Origin of the sequence: Leptospira congkakensis (assembly GCF_004770265.1) — a bacterium.
GTDB classification, from domain to species: Bacteria; Spirochaetota; Leptospiria; order Leptospirales; family Leptospiraceae; genus Leptospira_A; species Leptospira_A congkakensis.
Map to the genome: position 1 here is coordinate 226963 of NZ_RQGQ01000017.1, position 17309 is coordinate 244271.

Annotated in this window: 16 protein-coding genes; 4 read left to right on the forward strand and 12 right to left on the reverse strand. The window is 36.8% G+C overall.

Translation table 11 applies throughout. The annotated features are described in order from the left end of the window. Window positions 1–37: 37 nt before the first annotated feature. Window positions 38–2458 (forward strand): 1-acyl-sn-glycerol-3-phosphate acyltransferase, encoded by a 2421-nt coding sequence (locus EHQ70_RS14530; protein ID WP_135587609.1) that lies wholly within the window; start codon window positions 38–40, stop codon window positions 2456–2458. A gap of 56 nt (window positions 2459–2514) precedes the next feature. Here the strand turns inward: EHQ70_RS14530 and EHQ70_RS14535 are convergent, their stop codons facing one another. Genes EHQ70_RS14535 through EHQ70_RS14550 form a run of 4 tightly spaced genes read right to left on the reverse strand, consistent with a single transcriptional unit; the run spans window position 2515 to window position 6513 of the window. Beyond that, window positions 2515–2997 carry a DUF4442 domain-containing protein gene (locus EHQ70_RS14535; RefSeq protein ID WP_135587611.1) on the reverse strand — a complete coding sequence of 161 codons (483 nt, stop codon included), beginning with the start codon at window positions 2995–2997 and terminating at the stop codon, window positions 2515–2517. Continuing rightward, the gene (locus tag EHQ70_RS14540; RefSeq protein ID WP_135587613.1) at window positions 2994–3887 is read right to left on the reverse strand and encodes a DMT family transporter; all 894 of its coding nucleotides are present in this window, start codon (window positions 3885–3887) and stop codon (window positions 2994–2996) included. The genes EHQ70_RS14535 and EHQ70_RS14540 overlap by 4 nt, the downstream gene beginning before the upstream one ends. Then, window positions 3884–4750, reverse strand: coding sequence for an AEC family transporter (locus EHQ70_RS14545; RefSeq protein WP_244288351.1), 867 nt, complete (start codon window positions 4748–4750; stop codon window positions 3884–3886). Before EHQ70_RS14545 ends, EHQ70_RS14540 begins: the two co-directional genes overlap by 4 nt. 47 nt (window positions 4751–4797) lie before the next feature. Continuing rightward, window positions 4798–6513 (reverse strand): acyl-CoA dehydrogenase family protein, encoded by a 1716-nt coding sequence (locus EHQ70_RS14550; protein WP_135587617.1) that lies wholly within the window; start codon window positions 6511–6513, stop codon window positions 4798–4800. Window positions 6514–6594: 81 nt separating this feature from the next. Between EHQ70_RS14550 and EHQ70_RS14555 the strand changes: the two genes are divergently transcribed. Further along, window positions 6595–7467, forward strand: coding sequence for a molecular chaperone DnaJ (locus tag EHQ70_RS14555; RefSeq protein ID WP_135587619.1), 873 nt, complete (start codon window positions 6595–6597; stop codon window positions 7465–7467). Window positions 7468–7512: 45 nt separating this feature from the next. Here EHQ70_RS14555 and EHQ70_RS14560 read toward each other — a convergent pair whose 3' ends face one another. From EHQ70_RS14560 to EHQ70_RS14575, 4 genes are read right to left on the reverse strand one after another with little or no spacing between them, the layout of a single operon-like run. Then, a complete protein-coding gene (locus tag EHQ70_RS14560; protein ID WP_135587621.1) occupies window positions 7513–8058 on the reverse strand; it encodes a YceI family protein in 546 nt (181 codons plus the stop codon). 22 nt (window positions 8059–8080) lie between these two features. Next, window positions 8081–8812: a hypothetical protein gene (locus EHQ70_RS14565; RefSeq protein WP_425270050.1), complete on the reverse strand. Its 732-nt coding sequence runs from the start codon at window positions 8810–8812 to the stop codon at window positions 8081–8083. A 16-nt stretch (window positions 8813–8828) separates the two neighbouring features. After that, window positions 8829–9875 carry a hypothetical protein gene (locus EHQ70_RS14570; protein WP_135587624.1) on the reverse strand — a complete coding sequence of 349 codons (1047 nt, stop codon included), beginning with the start codon at window positions 9873–9875 and terminating at the stop codon, window positions 8829–8831. Next, the gene (locus EHQ70_RS14575; RefSeq protein WP_135587626.1) at window positions 9872–10609 is read right to left on the reverse strand and encodes a SanA/YdcF family protein; all 738 of its coding nucleotides are present in this window, start codon (window positions 10607–10609) and stop codon (window positions 9872–9874) included. The genes EHQ70_RS14570 and EHQ70_RS14575 overlap by 4 nt, the downstream gene beginning before the upstream one ends. Between EHQ70_RS14575 and EHQ70_RS14580 the strand changes: the two genes are divergently transcribed. After that, on the forward strand, window positions 10608–11621 hold the full coding sequence (locus EHQ70_RS14580) for a M23 family metallopeptidase (RefSeq protein WP_135587628.1): 1014 nt from the start codon (window positions 10608–10610) through the stop codon (window positions 11619–11621). The genes EHQ70_RS14575 and EHQ70_RS14580 overlap by 2 nt on opposite strands. Beyond that, a complete protein-coding gene (gene ligA / locus EHQ70_RS14585; protein ID WP_135587630.1) occupies window positions 11622–13628 on the forward strand; it encodes an NAD-dependent DNA ligase LigA in 2007 nt (668 codons plus the stop codon). Window positions 13629–14011: 383 nt separating this feature from the next. Here ligA and EHQ70_RS14590 read toward each other — a convergent pair whose 3' ends face one another. From EHQ70_RS14590 to EHQ70_RS14610, 4 genes are all read right to left on the reverse strand, one after another. Continuing rightward, window positions 14012–14197, reverse strand: a complete 186-nt coding sequence (locus EHQ70_RS14590; RefSeq protein WP_135587632.1) for a hypothetical protein — start codon at window positions 14195–14197, stop codon at window positions 14012–14014. A 324-nt stretch (window positions 14198–14521) separates the two neighbouring features. Further along, a complete protein-coding gene (locus EHQ70_RS14595) occupies window positions 14522–14797 on the reverse strand; it encodes a hypothetical protein (RefSeq protein WP_135736260.1) in 276 nt (91 codons plus the stop codon). A gap of 420 nt (window positions 14798–15217) precedes the next feature. Next, the gene (locus EHQ70_RS14605) at window positions 15218–15583 is read right to left on the reverse strand and encodes a hypothetical protein (RefSeq protein WP_135587638.1); all 366 of its coding nucleotides are present in this window, start codon (window positions 15581–15583) and stop codon (window positions 15218–15220) included. Between the two features lie 803 nt (window positions 15584–16386). Then, window positions 16387–17106 (reverse strand): MORN repeat-containing protein, encoded by a 720-nt coding sequence (locus EHQ70_RS14610; RefSeq protein ID WP_135587640.1) that lies wholly within the window; start codon window positions 17104–17106, stop codon window positions 16387–16389. Window positions 17107–17309: the final 203 nt, after the last annotated feature.

The window sequence follows — 17309 nt, forward strand, 5'->3', positions numbered from 1 at the left end:
AGTGAGATTTCCCCTCGATTCGTATTGTTAATTTTTTATGCAAATAGCCTATAACGACTTAAAACAAGCAGTTCTGGGAAGCGGCCCCATGGGTATCATCATCGCTTCCGTACTGGCACAGAAGTTCGACCCCATCACTCTCTGGATTCCTGACAAAGAATTGGTAGAGGTTCTAAAGAAACGACGCCAAACAGAGATTATGGGAAAGACAATTGATCTTCCTGATCATATCGACATAGTTTCCAGTTTGGATGCTTTCGGACGGGATGATTGGGTTTTCCATGTGGCAGTTCCTTCTAGGTCTTTTTTGGACAGTGTCCACGCCCTTTTGGAAGTTTTAGAACCTACCAATAGTTATGTTTTTTCTTTTTTAACAAAAGGAATTCTGGATTCTAAAAACAGAAAAAAAACAGGATTCATTACTTATTCGCAATACTTACAAAATTATTTAAAAGAAAGAAATTTTTCAAACGCATCCGTTGCCGTTGTCAATGGCCCATCACTACTCGGGGAAATCTTAGAGGAAAAGTTTAGTTTTTTTAATATTGGATCTTATGAAAAAGAAACCTCTGCGTTTCTTGCAGAGGTTCTTTCTTCGAATTTTATTAATACTTCTGTTACCGATGATGTTGTGGGAATGGAGATTGTGGGAGTTGCCAAAAACCCAATGGCCATTGCCAGTGGAATTGTTTCTCTTCTTCCCCGTTATGGTTCTAATTTACTTGGTGAAATTTTATCTGTAGGATTTCAAGAAGTAAGAGACCTTGCCATGCGTTATGGTGCAAGACCCGATACGGTGATGGGAAGATCAGGCCTTGCCGATTTTATCACAACAGCAACTAGTAACAAAAGTAGAAACCGAGGGTTTGGACAAAAAATTGTCGGCGAACTTTTGTCAGGTGGCGAAAAGTTAAGTATCAAAGATCGTATTGAGATTTTCTTTGCACCAAGATCTTTTATCGAAAGAGAATCTACCAAATGGCATGATAACGTAGAAGGAACGTATGCATTGAGTATCCTCATTGAACTTGCCAATGAGATTCGTCTCCCATTTACCTTACACAGAACTTTATTCGATGTTCTCACAAGAAAACAACCACCAGATTCACTGATTGATTTAATCTGTGGTAAAAAAACGGAATCGAAAAACATTCCTCTCGTAGTTCAAAAGAAAGTAGGACTCAACTTAACATCAGGAATTGATTTTCAAAACCTGCTTGTGGATCGAATTTTAAAACACATTAGCAATGTTCCAGGCACCGTGACTCGTGTTAAAAAACAATCCTCCGCTGTGATTGAATCCACGCAAAAAAGACTCTCCAAAGCCACGCGTAAAAAACAAAAATTGGATGAGGTTAAGTTTGCATCAGAACTTGAAATATGGCAACGATTCCAAAATTGCCAAAAAGACGAAGAGAACACTCTTGTTAAAGAACTCGTTCGATTCTATGTAACAGAAATCGCTGACAATTATAGTCCTACTGTTCGGGAATCTGTTCTTAGGTTTGTCGCTCCCATTCGCCTCTTCTCTGGTGGTTTCTTAAAAGGATCAATGATTCCTCATGTTGGTGGTAAAACAGAAGTAGTGAAGGCATTGTCTTCTAAATACAATTTATTGTATGCCCCCACTCATAGATCTCATTTAGATTCCGTTGAAGTTGCTTATTCCTTATTTCACTTAGGACTACCTGTTCCTCGTTATGCGGCGGGTATCAATCTAATGTCTAATCCTTTTTGGGAATGGATGTTAAAATCCCTAGGTGCTTATGCAGTCGACCGTGAAAGAACGAGAAACAGTTTGTATTTGGAATGCCTCACTCTTTATTCACAAGTGATGTTAGAACAAGGAATTCCTTCTCTTGTTTATCCAGAGGGAACTCGATCTCGCACAGGCGGAATTGTTCCTGTAAAAACAGGACTTTTGACAACGGCAGTAAATGCATTTCGTAGTTCTGGAACAGAGATAGTAATTGTTCCCATCTCTGTGTCGTATGAAACTGTTCCGGAAGACAACCAGTTTTGTAATATGCCAGAAGAGTTGGGGATGGCAGGATTTCTTGCAAAACGTTCCAATGTGTATGTAGAATTTTGTGATCCCATTCCTATCTCTGAATATGCACACACAGAAGATCCAACACTAGAACTCAGTTACCGCATCACCAAAGGTTGGAAACAGTATCATAAAATTTTACCAAACCAAATTGTGGCTAAAATTTTAGCAGAGAATGATTTCTCCGTCGAAGTTTCACAGAGTACAATGTTAGTTGAAGATTTTATTTCCCGCCATGATGGAAATTATCTAATCAAAGATCCTGAAGAAGTTTGGGAAAAAGGAAAAAGGATTTTGGAAAAACGAAAGATGATCGAAGAATCCAATCGAGTGGTTCATTCCAAAAACGATGCTTTGCTTCTGTATTACGCAAGTATGATTCCTGAAGACGAAGATAAAAAATACTAGAACAACAGGATAAAAATAAGAATCAGAAACTTATCTATATTTCTTATTTTTTATCCTTATCCATTCTGAACGGGGAGCCTTCCCCGTTTGCGAATATAAACTGTTTTTTCCAAAATCGCAATCACTTCACCTGCTTCGTTTTTGACATCAGTGGTGAATTGATAATCTCCTTTTTTCTTAATATCGATTTCGTTTTTGATCCTTTGGATTTCGGAATCAGAAATGCGAAACTCGGCAATGACCTTTCCCATTCCTGGTTTGACAAAGATCATATTGCCGGCTTTGTCCCAAACAATGTAATCGGAACCCAATCTTTCCAATAGAATTAACATAAAAAATGGATCACACATAGAATACAAAGAGCCACCGAAATGAACTCCCACATAATTTTTGTTATAGAAACGTAACCTCATTTCGGAACGAAAATAGGAAAAGTCAGGAGCAATTTCTTTGATGCGAATCCCAGCCCCTACATAGGGTGGATAAAAATTATATAACCAAATTTTGAATCTTTTTTTCCAAGATGTAACGTTCTTCAAAGGTTTGGTTCCTTCCGTTTTTGTTTCGAATTGATGAGATACACTGCGAGGATGGCTAAGGAACCTCCAATGATGACTGGGATTTGTATCACTTCATTCAAAATCAAAAAACTACTCAAATAGGCAGAGAGAGGAACAATGAAGATAAAACTACTCGCAATCTCGGATCCAAGTCGAGTTGCTGCATAAAAATAAACTGTAGTTCCAAAGGTTGTCGAAATCACTGTTAAGTAAAAGATAGAAGCCCAAAAGGAAAACCCTTCGTCCCATACCTTCCAAAAACTAGGATCATTGAAACAAAATATGAGTTCTATGATGGATCCGACAGCATATACATAAAAACTATAAGTCACAGGAGACATCGATTTTCCTGTTGATTGGCTGTTGAGAGAAAGGATCGCCCAAACGAAAGAACATAACAAAAAGAATAAGTTACCAGATAACAACAAATAATCGATACTGATCTTCCATACTTGTAAAATCACAAGTCCACCAATAAATCCAAAAAATAAACCTATCACTTGGCGTTTGGAAATTCGTTTTTTCTGCACGAGTACAACGATAAAAAAAGTAACAATGGGATTGAGAGTGGTGACAAGCACTCCACCGGCTCCAGGAAGTCCATTTTTTAATCCCATAAAAAAGAACTGATTGTAAAAAGTATAAATGATTCCACCAACAAGAACATTCCAATAGTCCTTCCCTGTTTTGAGTAAAAATGGAATTTTCATCACAAGAAGTAGAGGAATCACAGATAGAAAGGTAGCAAGAAATCGCCAAAACACTAATACAGAAACAGGAACCGTGCCTGCGATCATTTTACCGATGGGCCAAGAAATTCCCCAAGATACCATTGCGAGAACAAGTAAGAGTAAAAATTTTAGGTTCAAATATAGTTTCCTTTCAACAAAAAGTTGAGAACGTATGTGGTGCCAAAGGAAATAGGAATTCCGATTCCCAACATAAGGCTTGCTAAATGGGGAGAAATATTTTTTTCAATTGTGATGACTGTGGAAGTGACCATTGGAGCCATTGCCGATTCCAAAACAATGGTTTGGAAAAGTAAAGAGTCCTCTTTTAATGGAAAATAAACCCAATAAACGAGTAATGGTGCAAGGATGAGTTTAAATCCAAGTCCTAATACCAAAACTCTGCCGTGACCTGCTATGGTTCGTAAATCCAACATAAACCCTACTGATACTAGAGCAAGTGGGGTAAGTGTATCACCCAAACGAAGTAAAACAAGTTTGAGAGCCTCAGGGTAAACAAATTGTCTTGTGATTATAGCAACAAACAATGCATAGATGGGTGCAAATCCCATAACCCTTTTGATGAGAGTTAAAAAATCCCATTTTCCATCCATAGCAATCGAAGCCAAAATGATTCCGGGAAAACTTAAAACCATAAAAGTTCCGAGTTGGTCTGCCAAAATTCCATACCCAAGGGATTGTTTTCCTAAGTAAGTTTCGAGTAATGGAAACCCAACAAAGGATGTATTTCCAAAACCAGCAGTTAACACCAAACAGACGGCTGTATGAAATTTTAAAAACCTTAGTTTATACAATCCAAGAAAAAATACAATGGCAATCCCAAAGACAAACCATGGCATAGACGAAGGTAAAAGGGAAGTCGCATCCACTTTTAATTCATGGACATGATACAAAACAAGAGAAGGCAAAGAAATAAAAAGGATAAATCCGTTTAACACCTTAGGAGTGGATTCTGGAAACTGAGGAAGCCTTCGAAAAAACAACCCCAGTCCAAAGCAAATTCCTAGTAGTAAAAAATTTTCCATACTATTTAAAAAGAAAGAAAAGTCTCCATGGCTTTAGGATCAAAGAAAACTCCTTCTTTTTGTCTAGGTGCTTCCAACCCGTCTCGCACCATCTCAGCGTACCCATTAGCAAAATAAAGATACTTTGTTGGGAGTTTATTTGTGATATCGTAAACCGCCTGCTCTAAAAACTCTGCGAGTAAAAACACTTGGTAGGTTACATCAGCGATATAAACACGATTCATATCCTTCCAATCTTTAGACTGATTTTTGATACAATCTTCCAATTCTTTTCGTTTGGTTTGGAATACTGAAAATGCGGTCTTTAATTCCTCGTGATTCCCAACAGACTTTGTTAGTTCATCTAACAAAGATTGGAAGGCTGCATATACTTTTGGTTTTTGTAAGGCATGCAAACAATGGTCTGCAATGATGAGATGAGTTCCTTCCCAAGTTTCATTGATGATGGAATCGTTATGAAGCCGTGGGAGTGGAGAAAAATCTCCAATGATTCCGTTTCCACCCAGAGTTAAGATCGCTTTTTGAGTGATATAACTTGCTTGGGAAGAAGATTTATATTTCATAAGTGGAACAGTAATTTCCGCAGCATCGTCACCTTTCTCTGAAAGGTTAGCTGATCTAAAGTTTACAAAACAATTTCCAGTTTGCAAAATTTGCATTTCTGCTAATGTCTTTGTAAAAGAAGGAAATTCTAAAATCTTTTTCCCGTAAGCTGTCCTAAACTTTGCATACTCAGAAGCTTCCATCACTGACCTTCTTGCATTCCCACTGGAACCAAGACCCACATGCAATCGAGAGGTTTTGATGATGTAACGGATGAGATTCACAAGTCCATGACCCGGACGACCAAACTCTTCGGCTTCTACCTTGTCATAAATAATTTCTACAGTGAGTTTTCCGCGAGAACCAATGATATCTTTTTTACGTAGGATATGATGCCCATTGAGTTCTCCATTGTCTTTGATCCTCGGAACAAGGAACATACCGACGGTATTGGTTCCTTCCATCTTTGCCGTTGTGACCCAAAGATCACCAGGATTGGAACAAAACCATTTTTCACCAGTTAACTCCCATTTACCGTTTGGAAGTTTTTTGGCAATGGTTCGATTGGCAGAAACATTACTTCCACCAACTCTTTCCGTTACATATTGTCCGGCCATAAAATGAGAAGAACTTCCCTTTCCCGCAACAAGAGGGAGGTATTTTTTCTTTTGTTCTTCTGTTCCAATTTTTTTCAACGCTAAGATGATTCCATCAGTCATGGCCAAAGGACAAGCAACACCACCTTCCCCATTCATATTCATTAAATAAGTGAGCGCATAACGATGAATATGTGTAAAATCATATTTCCATTCAGGATGAAAGTCTAAATTGACAACACCGTGATCATAAGAAATTTTACGTGCTAATTTTTGTTCTTCGGAATATTTTATAAAATCGATTCGTTTTCCGGTTCGATCAAACTTAACAACCTCACCATACTTTCCTTCTTTATGGCACTCTTCCGTGAGTTCATCCAAAATCCCACCGACGAGTTCCCCATACTTTCGGATATGTTCTTCCATTGCTTTTTTATGGTCAGGTGCAAAGGATTCAGAATACCGATGGACCACTCTTTGTAAGGCGGGGTCTATTTCGTAAAAGTTTTTACCTCGAACTCCCTTGTATTCGGAAATATCGAACGGTTGTAAAGACGGATGTTCTGAAATATGGTGGCTCATTCTTCCAGTTCAAAAAAAGGAATAGGATTCACTAGCAAAAAAGTCGCCCAGGTTTGAAATTGGCTCTAGAGTCGATTCTGTATGGTCCAAAGAGTAGAAACGAAAAAAAACAAACAAATTCTGCACGATGTGATCTTCGAACTTCAGAACGTTTCTGAGTCCATGTTATGGTTTTTGTCCTACGACCGACTTTCTGAACTTTTGGAAATCAGAAAGGAAGAATGCCTTCGCAAAGTTTATCAATTCAAAGCATCAAAACCACAAATGACACTTTCCGGTGGATTCCATGAAGTGGACGGGGATCTGCTGATTGATTTTCTCGCCTGGAGTTTAGAATTAGACGAAGTCGCAGAAGAGTTCCTAAGAGGTGGGATTTTTTTTAGTGAACGTCCGTTATATGAACTTCGCGAATCTTATAAAACTCTGATCCAAAAAACAATCGCCAACCATAAATTAGATAGGGAACTTCTATTACTTCTGACAGCGGCCACTGTGGATTACGATGATGCGGTTGATTCTTATCTCATGGATAAATTCGAAATTGATTTTTTTGTGAGACGTTCCATCCATCAATTTTTAGAAAAATTCGAAATCCATCCAGAATACGGAGCAGAAGAATTTTTATATGAATATTTAAAAAGTCTGATTCCCACAAAAATTCTTAACTTCCGCGATATCACTCGCGAATTCAGAGACAGAACCTATTACGAGTTATATGGTAGATTTCGAGAAACCAAAAAGAAAAAGAAAAAAATTGTAAAAACAGTTTCTGATGAAGTAAAAGACTTACTTGCGTTTTTCGATTTAGAACCTGGTGCCGGCATCACCGATGTAAAAAAGAAGTTCAAAGAACTATTAAAAAAATACCATCCCGATATCAATAAAAAAGGGGAAGAGATGACCAAACGAATCATCTTAAAATACAATCGTTTGGTGGAGTTATTAGGAAGTTAACAAAACCGTTACTTTACTTCTTTCTTTAGTTGATCCGCTCCAGCTTCACTTCACCCGAATCTGAAACTGATACTTCACCCGAATCTCATCTTTTGCTTTCATAAAAAGTAGAGACGGATTTTCTAATTCATATTCAGAAAACTTAACCACAAGGGATCCCTCAACTTGAATAGAATTGGGATTCTCTGGTTTTACTGTAGCATCAGTCGCAAAATCTTTGGTATTTCCATGAATGGTCAATTTACCTTTAATTGTGTAGGCTTGATCCTTTTCCGGTTTTATCGATTCAATTTTGACAAGAATGTTTGGTGTATCTGGATATCCCAAAATTTCCTGGATATGCGAATCACGATTTGTATCTCCAGAAACAATTTTCAAAAGCGGAATTTTAATTTCAAAGGGAGATCTTAAAACGTAACTATTCCCCGAAACTTGGATATTCGGAGTGTCCATTTGAATTTCATTACAAACACCCGTTACATTTTTGGTAGTATGTTCTACAAAAAATTCTATATTCTTTTTTGTGACTTCTGCAGCAAAAACATTTACCCCAAAGAACAAAAACGCAAAACAAAAAATCATCTTATTCATCAAATCAAACCTATCCTTAAAATTAAAATGTAATGACGAGTAACGCAATCGACATAGCACCAAATCCGGCCCAACCAACCTGTTCCATTTGGTGAGCTGCACTTGGGCCCTCTTTTCCAATCCTGGCACCTAATCCTGGTAATAATAACATGGATGCTAAATGAATCGGTATCATTGCCTTATGTGCAAAAATGGGACTATAAATTTTGGGCCCATCATCATCTGATTCTGATTCTATTTTAGACGGCGAAAAAAAGGCGAGACTTGCAGTGACAACATACATAGTAAACGTCGCCATCGCTAAATTTTTATGCATAGCCGCGGAATGTTTGGTTTCCCATTCTTCATTTGCTTTTAATGCCAAATACAATCCTGCATTATTGGTTGGATCTTTTAATAGAAGATAATCGGCGGCAATACTATGTCGGTTTAAAGGACTTAAAGCAACTAAATACATTGGGTCATTCGTTGCATACTGTGGATTTGCGAGTAATAAACTCTGCGCATACTGGTCTGATTTTCTATACAAGGTTTCAGACGCCTTATCGCCTTCTAAGTTAGTTGCCAGCCAAAGTGCTAAAGTGGTTAATCCTGCAATTTGATGCCATTCCAAAAGGTTCCTTCTTTTTTTGAGGGATTCTTTTGTCACCTGAGGTTTGTCGTTTTGTTGGATGAGGGGTATCGACTGGGCGAAGGCAGTCGAAAAGGAGAAAAGACTTACAAACAAAATAATTTGTATTCTCATAAAGAAAATACTAACACAAGGAATGTTATTGTAAATAAATTATCCTGCCATCCCATTTATAAAAAAGTGGATATAAGACCGAAATCACTGGAGCAAGAGCGCCTAAACTGATCAAAAAGTATCGTTCCCTGAATTTAGAGCAATTCCAAAAATTAATTGAATACAAAATCAAAACAGGAGTGGAAAGAATCGCAAACACTCGATTGGTATCATACGTTAACATGGAAATAATGTAACAAAAAATAAAAACAAAAATGGATATCGGTTTTTTATACATCAAATATAAGACAAAAGGCCAAAGGCCATGAAACAATCCAATTGTACCCAAAATTGGTTCTGATACATTCATTCGGATGAATTCGTTCCCAATCATATTTGAAAAAATAGAAACTCGAGTAAGGTTCCAATGAATCGATGTGAATATAAAAAGATAGATCAACAAAAAACTATATAAAATTCCAGATGTTAAAAATGAAAACACCAACAATCGCCATCGAGATTGATCTTCCAAAAACAAAATCATACCAGAAATTAAAACCAAAACTAAAAATTGAAAACAATGATTCGAAAGTCCTAAAAACAAAATAACGGTTAAAAGAATCCATTTTCGTTGAAAAGAAATCTTACTTAAAACTATGATATTATAAAGACTGATTAATAAAAAAGTAATGGGATCAGAAAATCCAATCCATGTTTTAAAAATTAAATAAAGTGGACTAGAAACAATCAGAAGTGCCAATCCAAGTCCAAAAGACCAATGGAAACGATATGTGATAAAACTGATGATGATTAAACCCGATACGATATTTACAAAATCTAAAATAGAAACAATATCTTCTGGTTTAGAAACTAAACCTGTGGCCCAAAGAAACCAAGGAGTAAAAAACTGATCCCATGGTGTATTGGATGTGATTGGATTTAGACTCAAAGTATAAAACCCTGAATTAAAAACCTTTGCATCAAAAGTTGATACAAATAACTTTTCCGGTATCCACTTAAAAATAAATGCAGAAATTATTACAATGACAAAAGCCAAGAACTTATCTTTGTTTTTTGCAACAGCTAACTTCATTTATGTGAAGAAATTGGAATGGAACCTTTCCAGGTAGAAACACCACTTCCATCAATAGGATATGGTTTGCCTAAATATTTTGGTGGAGTGTCCCATTGGATGTCCCACCAAGCAAGAATTCTTGCCGAAAATTCCCTGAAAGAATAATAAGTTTCTTTTTTATAAGTTCTTAAATTACATTCGTAACCGTATAACTCAAGTTCTAATTCTCGTCCTAAATAGATGGCTCTTGATAAAAAGAAAGATTGGCTGACGAAGATGGCTTTTTTCACAAGAAAAACTTCTTTCGCGCGAATCAGTGTATCAAGTGTACGAAACCCAGCATGATCCACAAAAATATCTTCTGGTTTTACTTTGTGATTCAACATAAATTCCAACATGGGTCGCAGTTCGTTATAATCCGACTTACCATTGTCCCCAGAGAGTAAGATTTTTTTCACTCGTCCCGTGTTGTATAAATCCAATCCACAAGCCAAACGATCCATAAGAATGGGGGAAGGTGTTTTTCCATAAACGGCAGCACCAGGAACAATGGCAACTTCTGCTTCAGGGATTTCCGTCGGTATATGGGAATGGATTGAAGTTTGGTATACATACCAAAATCGTAAATTCGTTGCCAATGCGACAAAACTCAAGAATCCGAAAACAAGGACAATCCCAAGAAATAGGGATTTCCACTTGACCCTTGAGAGGAATCGGAGCGTTATATTTATGTAGGTCGCGCGGTTCGTCATGAAGAAAAAAATTAAAGAGATTAGGTCTGTTTTTTCACAGGACAATCCGAAAATCAAGAAACAGATTGATAAGGTGAAAGAAAAAGGTCACCAACGGATGACCATTCTTGTCATTCCACACGGGTATGATAGTTCTTTCCACTTCCAAATTTCTCATTTTACCATTCTATTTTTTTTGGGCCTAACTGTAGGTCTACTCAGTCTTGCTATCTTTGGAATTGTTGGTTCGAGTCGTACCCAAACCCAAATCAACCAACTCTCAAAAATCTACGGAACATATTTTGATACTTATATCACTCATGCCAACCAATTAGAAGAGATGAAAGAAGAGTATTCCAAACTGAATGAAAGTATGTTGGAACTCTTCACCCTCATTGATGGACAAGATGATGAACTTTTAAAAATTCCTCCAGAAGATTTTATCGAAACTGCTGCCATAGAATCACTCAAAAAAGAAGAAAAAGAAGACAAACAGTTGGACGTGGGCAGAAAGTATTTAAGCGAAATTTATGACCTGCGCCAATTGAAACACCGAATGGACAATTACCAACGTTTGGTGGAAGCAAACTATCAATTTCTATACCAACGATCCGATATTTTATCCAAGTCCCCTCTTTTTAATCCTATGTATTCCTACAATTTAACCTCTCCTTTTGGAATGAGGAAGTCACCTACCACTGGTTATTGGGAATACCATGACGGTTTGGATATGGCAAATGCAACTGGTACCCCCATTTATGCTTCGGCACCGGGCCGAGTAGTTCGAGTTACCTATTCCAATGTGGGATATGGCCACCACGTCATCATCCAGCATGATTTCGGCTTTAGTACGTTATACGGTCACTGTTCACGAATATATGTAAGGAACGGACAAGAAGTCAAAGCCGGAGAACAAATTGCCGAAGTGGGTGCTACAGGGAACGTAACAGGCCCGCACTTACATTATGAAATTTTTATTTCCGAAGAAGGAAAAACAGATCCCGAACAATATATGCAAGCAGGAGTTTACTGATTGCCTAAGAAAGAAAACCCTGCCAAACGAGTTGCAGAACTTCGCAAAGAGATCCAAAAACATAACGATCTCTATTATAAAAAAAACACACCTAAAATTTCAGACAAAGAGTTTGATCTTTTAGTTAAAGAGTTACAAGCTCTTGAAAAAGCGAACCCTGATTTGGTGGTCGCATCTTCTCCCACTTTACAAGTAGGATCAGATCTTTCTCCGCAATTCAGTAAATTCAAACATAAAGTTCCCGTTTTATCTTTAGAAAATACATATAACGAAACGGAACTCTCCGAATGGTTAGAAAAAACAGGTATCGACGAACTTTATTCCTTGGAATGGAAAATTGATGGCGCCTCTATCTTGTTATACTATGAAAATGGAAAACTCACACATTGTGTGACAAGAGGTTCCGGTGGCATCGGGGACATTGTTACCGAAAATGTCAAAACCATTGAATCCATTCCGCAAACACTTTCCACACCACTAACCATTTCAGTCCGAGGGGAAATTTTTATGACCTTCGCTGATTTTGAAGAATTCAACGAAGAGTATGGCGGGAAGTTCGCCAATCCTAGAAATTTAGCAGCCGGATCCATCAAACAAAAAGACCCGCAAGATGTCGCCAAACGTCCATTACGAATATACGTTTATGATATGTATTTTTCTTCTTCCCGAAAAGGAATCAACAAACATAAAGACATCATCACTTTATTAAAAAAAGAAAAGTTCCCCCTAGCACCTGATACCAACGTTATCTCTGGAAAAACCCTTCTCAAGGAAATTGAATCCTTCCGCAAAAAAAAAGACAAAATGCCATTCCCTGTGGATGGACTTGTGATCAAATTAGATGACCTAAACCTTCGCGAAAGTTTAGGAGAAACAAGCCAGTCCCCACGTTGGGCTCGCGCTTTCAAATTTGATGCCTTACTCAAAGAAACCACCATTGAAGAAATCGATTTTGCCATTGGAAGGACAGGAAAAATTACACCGAGAGCCAAAGTGACACCTATTTCTCTTGCCGGAACCACTGTCACCTACGCCACCTTACACAACCAAGACTATATCGACCAACTGGGTGCAGGAATTGGTGCAAAAGTTCTCATCTCCAAACGTGGCGAAATCATTCCTGCGGTTGAAAAAGTAACGGTTCCTCCCAAATCAGTTTTTGTATTACCAAAAGAATGCCCGGCCTGTAAAACCAAACTAACCAAGGTAGACGACTCCGTTGATTTTTTCTGCACCAATCGGAATTGTCCCGAACGCAAACTGAACCAACTCATTTTCTTTTGTTCTAAAAAACAAATGAATATCGAAGGCCTCGGAGAAAGACAAATTCAAATCTTTTTTGAAAAAGGTTGGGTCAAAGACATTCCCGACTTATACACACTCAACAAATACAAAGACACCATACTTGAGTTAGATGGCTTTGGTGAAAAATCTGTAAAAATTATTTTTGACGCAATAGAAAAATCCAAAGAAAAAGATTTTCGATTCACCTTACCTTCCATAGGCCTAAATGAAGTTGGACCCAAAGTCACAGAAATCCTTATTGAAAATGGATTTGAATCTTGGGAAAAACTAGTCGCACTCTCTAAATCCAAAAATGCGGAAGAGGAGTTAACCTCTATTCATGGAATCGGCCCAAGAACCGTTGATGCTTTACTCGCCCATCTAAAAGACAAAGAAACATTAAAACTCGTCAAATCCCTGATTGGACTCGGCCTAAAATTCCAAGCAGACGAAACCGAAAAAAGCGATATACAACCGTTTGTTGGTCAAAGTTGGTGTGTGACTGGAAGTTTCGAAAACTTCCAACCTCGTGATGTCGCGATGGATCTCATCACCAAACACGGTGGCAAAAAAGTTTCTGGCGTTTCTTCCAAAACCACTCACCTCCTCTATGGCCCCGGTGCCGGCTCAAAACTTGACAAAGCCACAGAACTTGGAGTGAAACTTGTTTCAGAAACAGAGTTCTTGAGCCTTTTGAAGAAAGAAGGAATCCCTTTACCGTAAAAGAAAGGTGATTCACGTGATTAAGAAAAAATTGATTGATAATCGTTTGGGCGCCTCGAATCCGTTAGTCGATTGACATCTGATTCTATAACGACCGCGCTATCCGCTCCAATCTTTCCGATTTGTTTGTAGATGGAAATAGTAATTAATAAGGAAAGGATTTCCGCTACTATCGCTGGCGTCCTGATATACAGTTTTCGATAAAAACTAAAAACCTAAATATTAGATTCTTTTTTACTATCATAAAAACTCATTTAATCCCCGAAATGTGGAATATATTCCGATTTGTTTAGACATTTGCGTTTTTCGATAACTTTCAAAAGGCATATTGCTAAAGCCTCATTGGCTAAAAATCTAGTAGCAAAGGAAGATTTACCTTGTTCTTAAGATGTCTTTGCCATACCTTCTAAACCAATGTAAGTTGCACATGCTGAACTTGAATCTTGATATTTCTCTCCGCCTTTAGTTTCTGCACCTTTGCGACATTGTTCTTTTTGATTCGCGCTATTGATGGGAATCAAAATCATTAGGAAAACAAATGAGGCTCTTAATACTTTATCTAAAAACATATTGTTAGTCAGGTAAAGGCCAGCGAGTCGATTCTTTCTTGCATTTTCTTATATCATGGTAAGTCATGAGACAAGTTGTTAATATTATATCTGTACGAATATTTAGTCTCCTTTCTCCTTCAGCGTTATTATAATTTTGAATTAATAAATAACAAACATCATAATTATCGTTTGGCGTATGACTCTTACATTGCTCTTCGAAATTACAATTTACAATAGAAAAAAACAAAAATAAATTTATAAATATACCTATTATATTTTTTTCTGGATTCACAAAATTGATCCTATTTCGTTTAACGAACAATCTTACCATTTACATTCCCTTCATCCATAAATACTTGGTATGTAATCATTCTCTTCCTTCTTGCAATTTTCGATTTCTTCATAATACTTCTGGCATTCAATCAATGCATTACCAGTTAGCATTTCTTCACTAACACTGGCTTTACGTTGTGTCGAGATCAAAACGAGTATTTGCGCAAATTCACAGTTGTTTTTTTTAGATTCTGCATTATAACGACATGCCTCTCGCTGGCTTCCTGGTATACAGTTTACGATAAAAACTGTCACAACAAACATATAAATCCTTATTAGTTTCATATTCCCTCTTAGTTATATTCCCACTTTCTCTTCCCATTTTTTTAATTTAAGCGGTTCAATAGGTCATCCAACCCAACAAATAGTATTAACAAAATCTTCCTAGTATCCAAAATGCGGAATGTATTCTGATTTCTTTTCGCATTTCCTTTTTTCGATTGTTTTATAAACACATGAAAGAAAACTTTCCTCTGATAGAATACGGTAAATAGAAATTGATTGGTTTCGTTCTTCCCCAATTCTAATGCTTTCTTGATATGATAAATAACTTAAGCAGGCAGATTCTGCATTGCTATAAAAGCTTCCGCCTTTTCTGCCAGCACTTTCCATACAATAGTCTTTTTGATTCGAACAATCGTATGCAAACGAAACTAAAATAAGAAATATAACAGGATTGAATTCATTCATCTGATGCATTCTCCTTTAAATATAAAGATTACTATTTATAATTTCAAACGACCAAATTTCCATTTGGTATTTTTGTCTGATGTTAAATACATCAATTCCATACAAACCGGGCAAATATTTGTTTTCATTTCTTTCACAATCCTTTTTTTTCTTAAGGTATGTGTAACAATTCACTAAGCTATAATTAATACCGACTGAACGTAACGGAGCTTCTGGCTCACCATATTGATAACCAATCACAAGCCAAAGGCAGGCATTTCCATAATCCCTTTCTAAGTAATACATGCAGCTTTGCTCTTGCGTTCCAATCATACAATTGGTAACTAAAGAGATCAATGATAGAAATAGCACTATGCCACGTTTCGAATCTATTTGGTTCATAATATTATCTAAAACATTTTCTTAGTCAGGTATCGGCCATATAGAAGGTTCATTTTTACATTTCTTTATATTCTCATACTGACTCAAACAAAACACTAGAATTCCTGCGAGATTTGAACTTTGTTTAGAATCCTTGCTTTGCGAAGTATAAAGAGCCAATAATATTTGACATCGGCTTGTATCATTATAAGCTCTCTATCCTTCACAAATTTCCTCAAAATTACAATTAAATAAATGAAGCAAGATGAATAGTAAAACGAATGTCTTTGATTTCATATTAATTATTCAAGAATATAAAATTTTACTCAATTGAAACCTTTTTTTCCCGCAGCCCGCTAACACCAAACCGTTTTGAACGGAATTCACCAGTTTCTAGAACAGAACTAGCGGTTTCTCAAAATTTTTTTCTCTCTGCAAACTCTTTTGTTTTGCTGATTAGTTCGTGAGAATTTTACAAGAATAAAAAGAAATGCGAGTATAGTCCATTCGCATAACTAACCATACCTTTTTATGAATTTGAATCTACTTTCTAATCGATTTTTGTTTCGATCAAACTTTACTGTAAATTAAGAGATTTGTTGGTATCAAATCTTAATAGGCACGAAATTGCCGAGAGAGAAAGTATTCAATATCTCAAAGATTTAAAACAAAAATCGTAAATCCAACAACCTACATCTTATCTCTTTTCCAAATTCATTGGTATTAATGAATCGAACTAGGCTAATCAACGTAGGCTGACCCAGAGTCCCGAAATAAAGCGTAAAAATGCTGTTATGCGAAGTTTTTTATTGACCTGGTATTTCTTATTCAAATTCCAGAATGGAGTGGAATCCTTTCGGAATTGATTTTAAGCATTCTGGTTTTTCTACCTTACATTTTACTTTTCCTGATGTTTTTGCACTTTTAGTAAAGATACCTTTGAAAATATACTCGTTTGTTTCTTCTGTCCCAAATCCATTTAAACTACCATCTGTAAATATTCCAGATTGAATCCATGATCCGTATCCGCTAGACCAGCTACCGTTTCCATTAATACAATTTCCAGAGCAAAGAAAAAATTTATTCCACGTTCCCGAAATGCTTCTTCCATCTTTGAAAGTTATTTTCCCAGCTGATCCAACTTTATGATTCCCTTTATCCCACTCAGTTTCAATTATTGAACCATCTTTAATGTATAATTTACCTAATCCATGATAAACGCTTAAATAATCAACACGGGCGTTATCAAGAACCCAATTCCATTCTCCATCGTAAGAATCTAACTGCGATTCTTTTCTAATATAACCAGGTTGATCTTGTTTATAAATAATTTTGCCATAGCCAAAAGGAAGTATTCTTTCGACCCAAAAATTGAAAACAGGACTTACTTTCGTATTACCTTCGTAAGAATCTTTGAAATCAGTAGTAGAAACATATTTTCCTTGGTTATTCGAACACTTGTTTTCTTCAGCGCACTTAAACATTGTAGATCGACAAGCTAAAAGTAATGTAGGGATCAAAATTAAAATATATTTTTTGTTCATAAACACCCACTATTTTTTGGTAATGATTTCTATAATAAAGTAACTTTTGTTACGAATTTAAAAAATTTCGCATAACGAACTAGTCTTACTGAAGTTGTCCACCCTGAGCATGCGCAGTAGGCGTTAGGGATAGTGGGAAATTTGCTGAAGGCCGAACGAGGGCGCAAGTCCCGAAGGGAAGAGGCTAGTCGATGTTATACGAC

Excerpts from the sequence above, each read along its gene's own strand:
- EHQ70_RS14530 (WP_135587609.1), top strand. The coding sequence starts at position 38 with ATGCAAATAGCCTATAACGACTTAAAACAAGCAGTTCTGGGAAGCGGC.
- EHQ70_RS14550 (WP_135587617.1), bottom strand. The coding sequence starts at position 6,513 with ATGAGCCACCATATTTCAGAACATCCGTCTTTACAACCGTTCGATATT.
- EHQ70_RS14555 (WP_135587619.1), top strand. The coding sequence starts at position 6,595 with ATGGTCCAAAGAGTAGAAACGAAAAAAAACAAACAAATTCTGCACGAT.
- EHQ70_RS14560 (WP_135587621.1), bottom strand. The coding sequence starts at position 8,058 with ATGAATAAGATGATTTTTTGTTTTGCGTTTTTGTTCTTTGGGGTAAAT.
- EHQ70_RS14570 (WP_135587624.1), bottom strand. The coding sequence starts at position 9,875 with ATGAAGTTAGCTGTTGCAAAAAACAAAGATAAGTTCTTGGCTTTTGTC.
- EHQ70_RS14580 (WP_135587628.1), top strand. The coding sequence starts at position 10,608 with ATGAAGAAAAAAATTAAAGAGATTAGGTCTGTTTTTTCACAGGACAAT.
- EHQ70_RS14575 (WP_135587626.1), bottom strand. The coding sequence starts at position 10,609 with ATGACGAACCGCGCGACCTACATAAATATAACGCTCCGATTCCTCTCA.
- EHQ70_RS14590 (WP_135587632.1), bottom strand. The coding sequence starts at position 14,197 with ATGTTTTTAGATAAAGTATTAAGAGCCTCATTTGTTTTCCTAATGATT.
- EHQ70_RS14595 (WP_135736260.1), bottom strand. The coding sequence starts at position 14,797 with ATGAAACTAATAAGGATTTATATGTTTGTTGTGACAGTTTTTATCGTA.
- EHQ70_RS14605 (WP_135587638.1), bottom strand. The coding sequence starts at position 15,583 with ATGAACCAAATAGATTCGAAACGTGGCATAGTGCTATTTCTATCATTG.
- EHQ70_RS14610 (WP_135587640.1), bottom strand. The coding sequence starts at position 17,106 with ATGAACAAAAAATATATTTTAATTTTGATCCCTACATTACTTTTAGCT.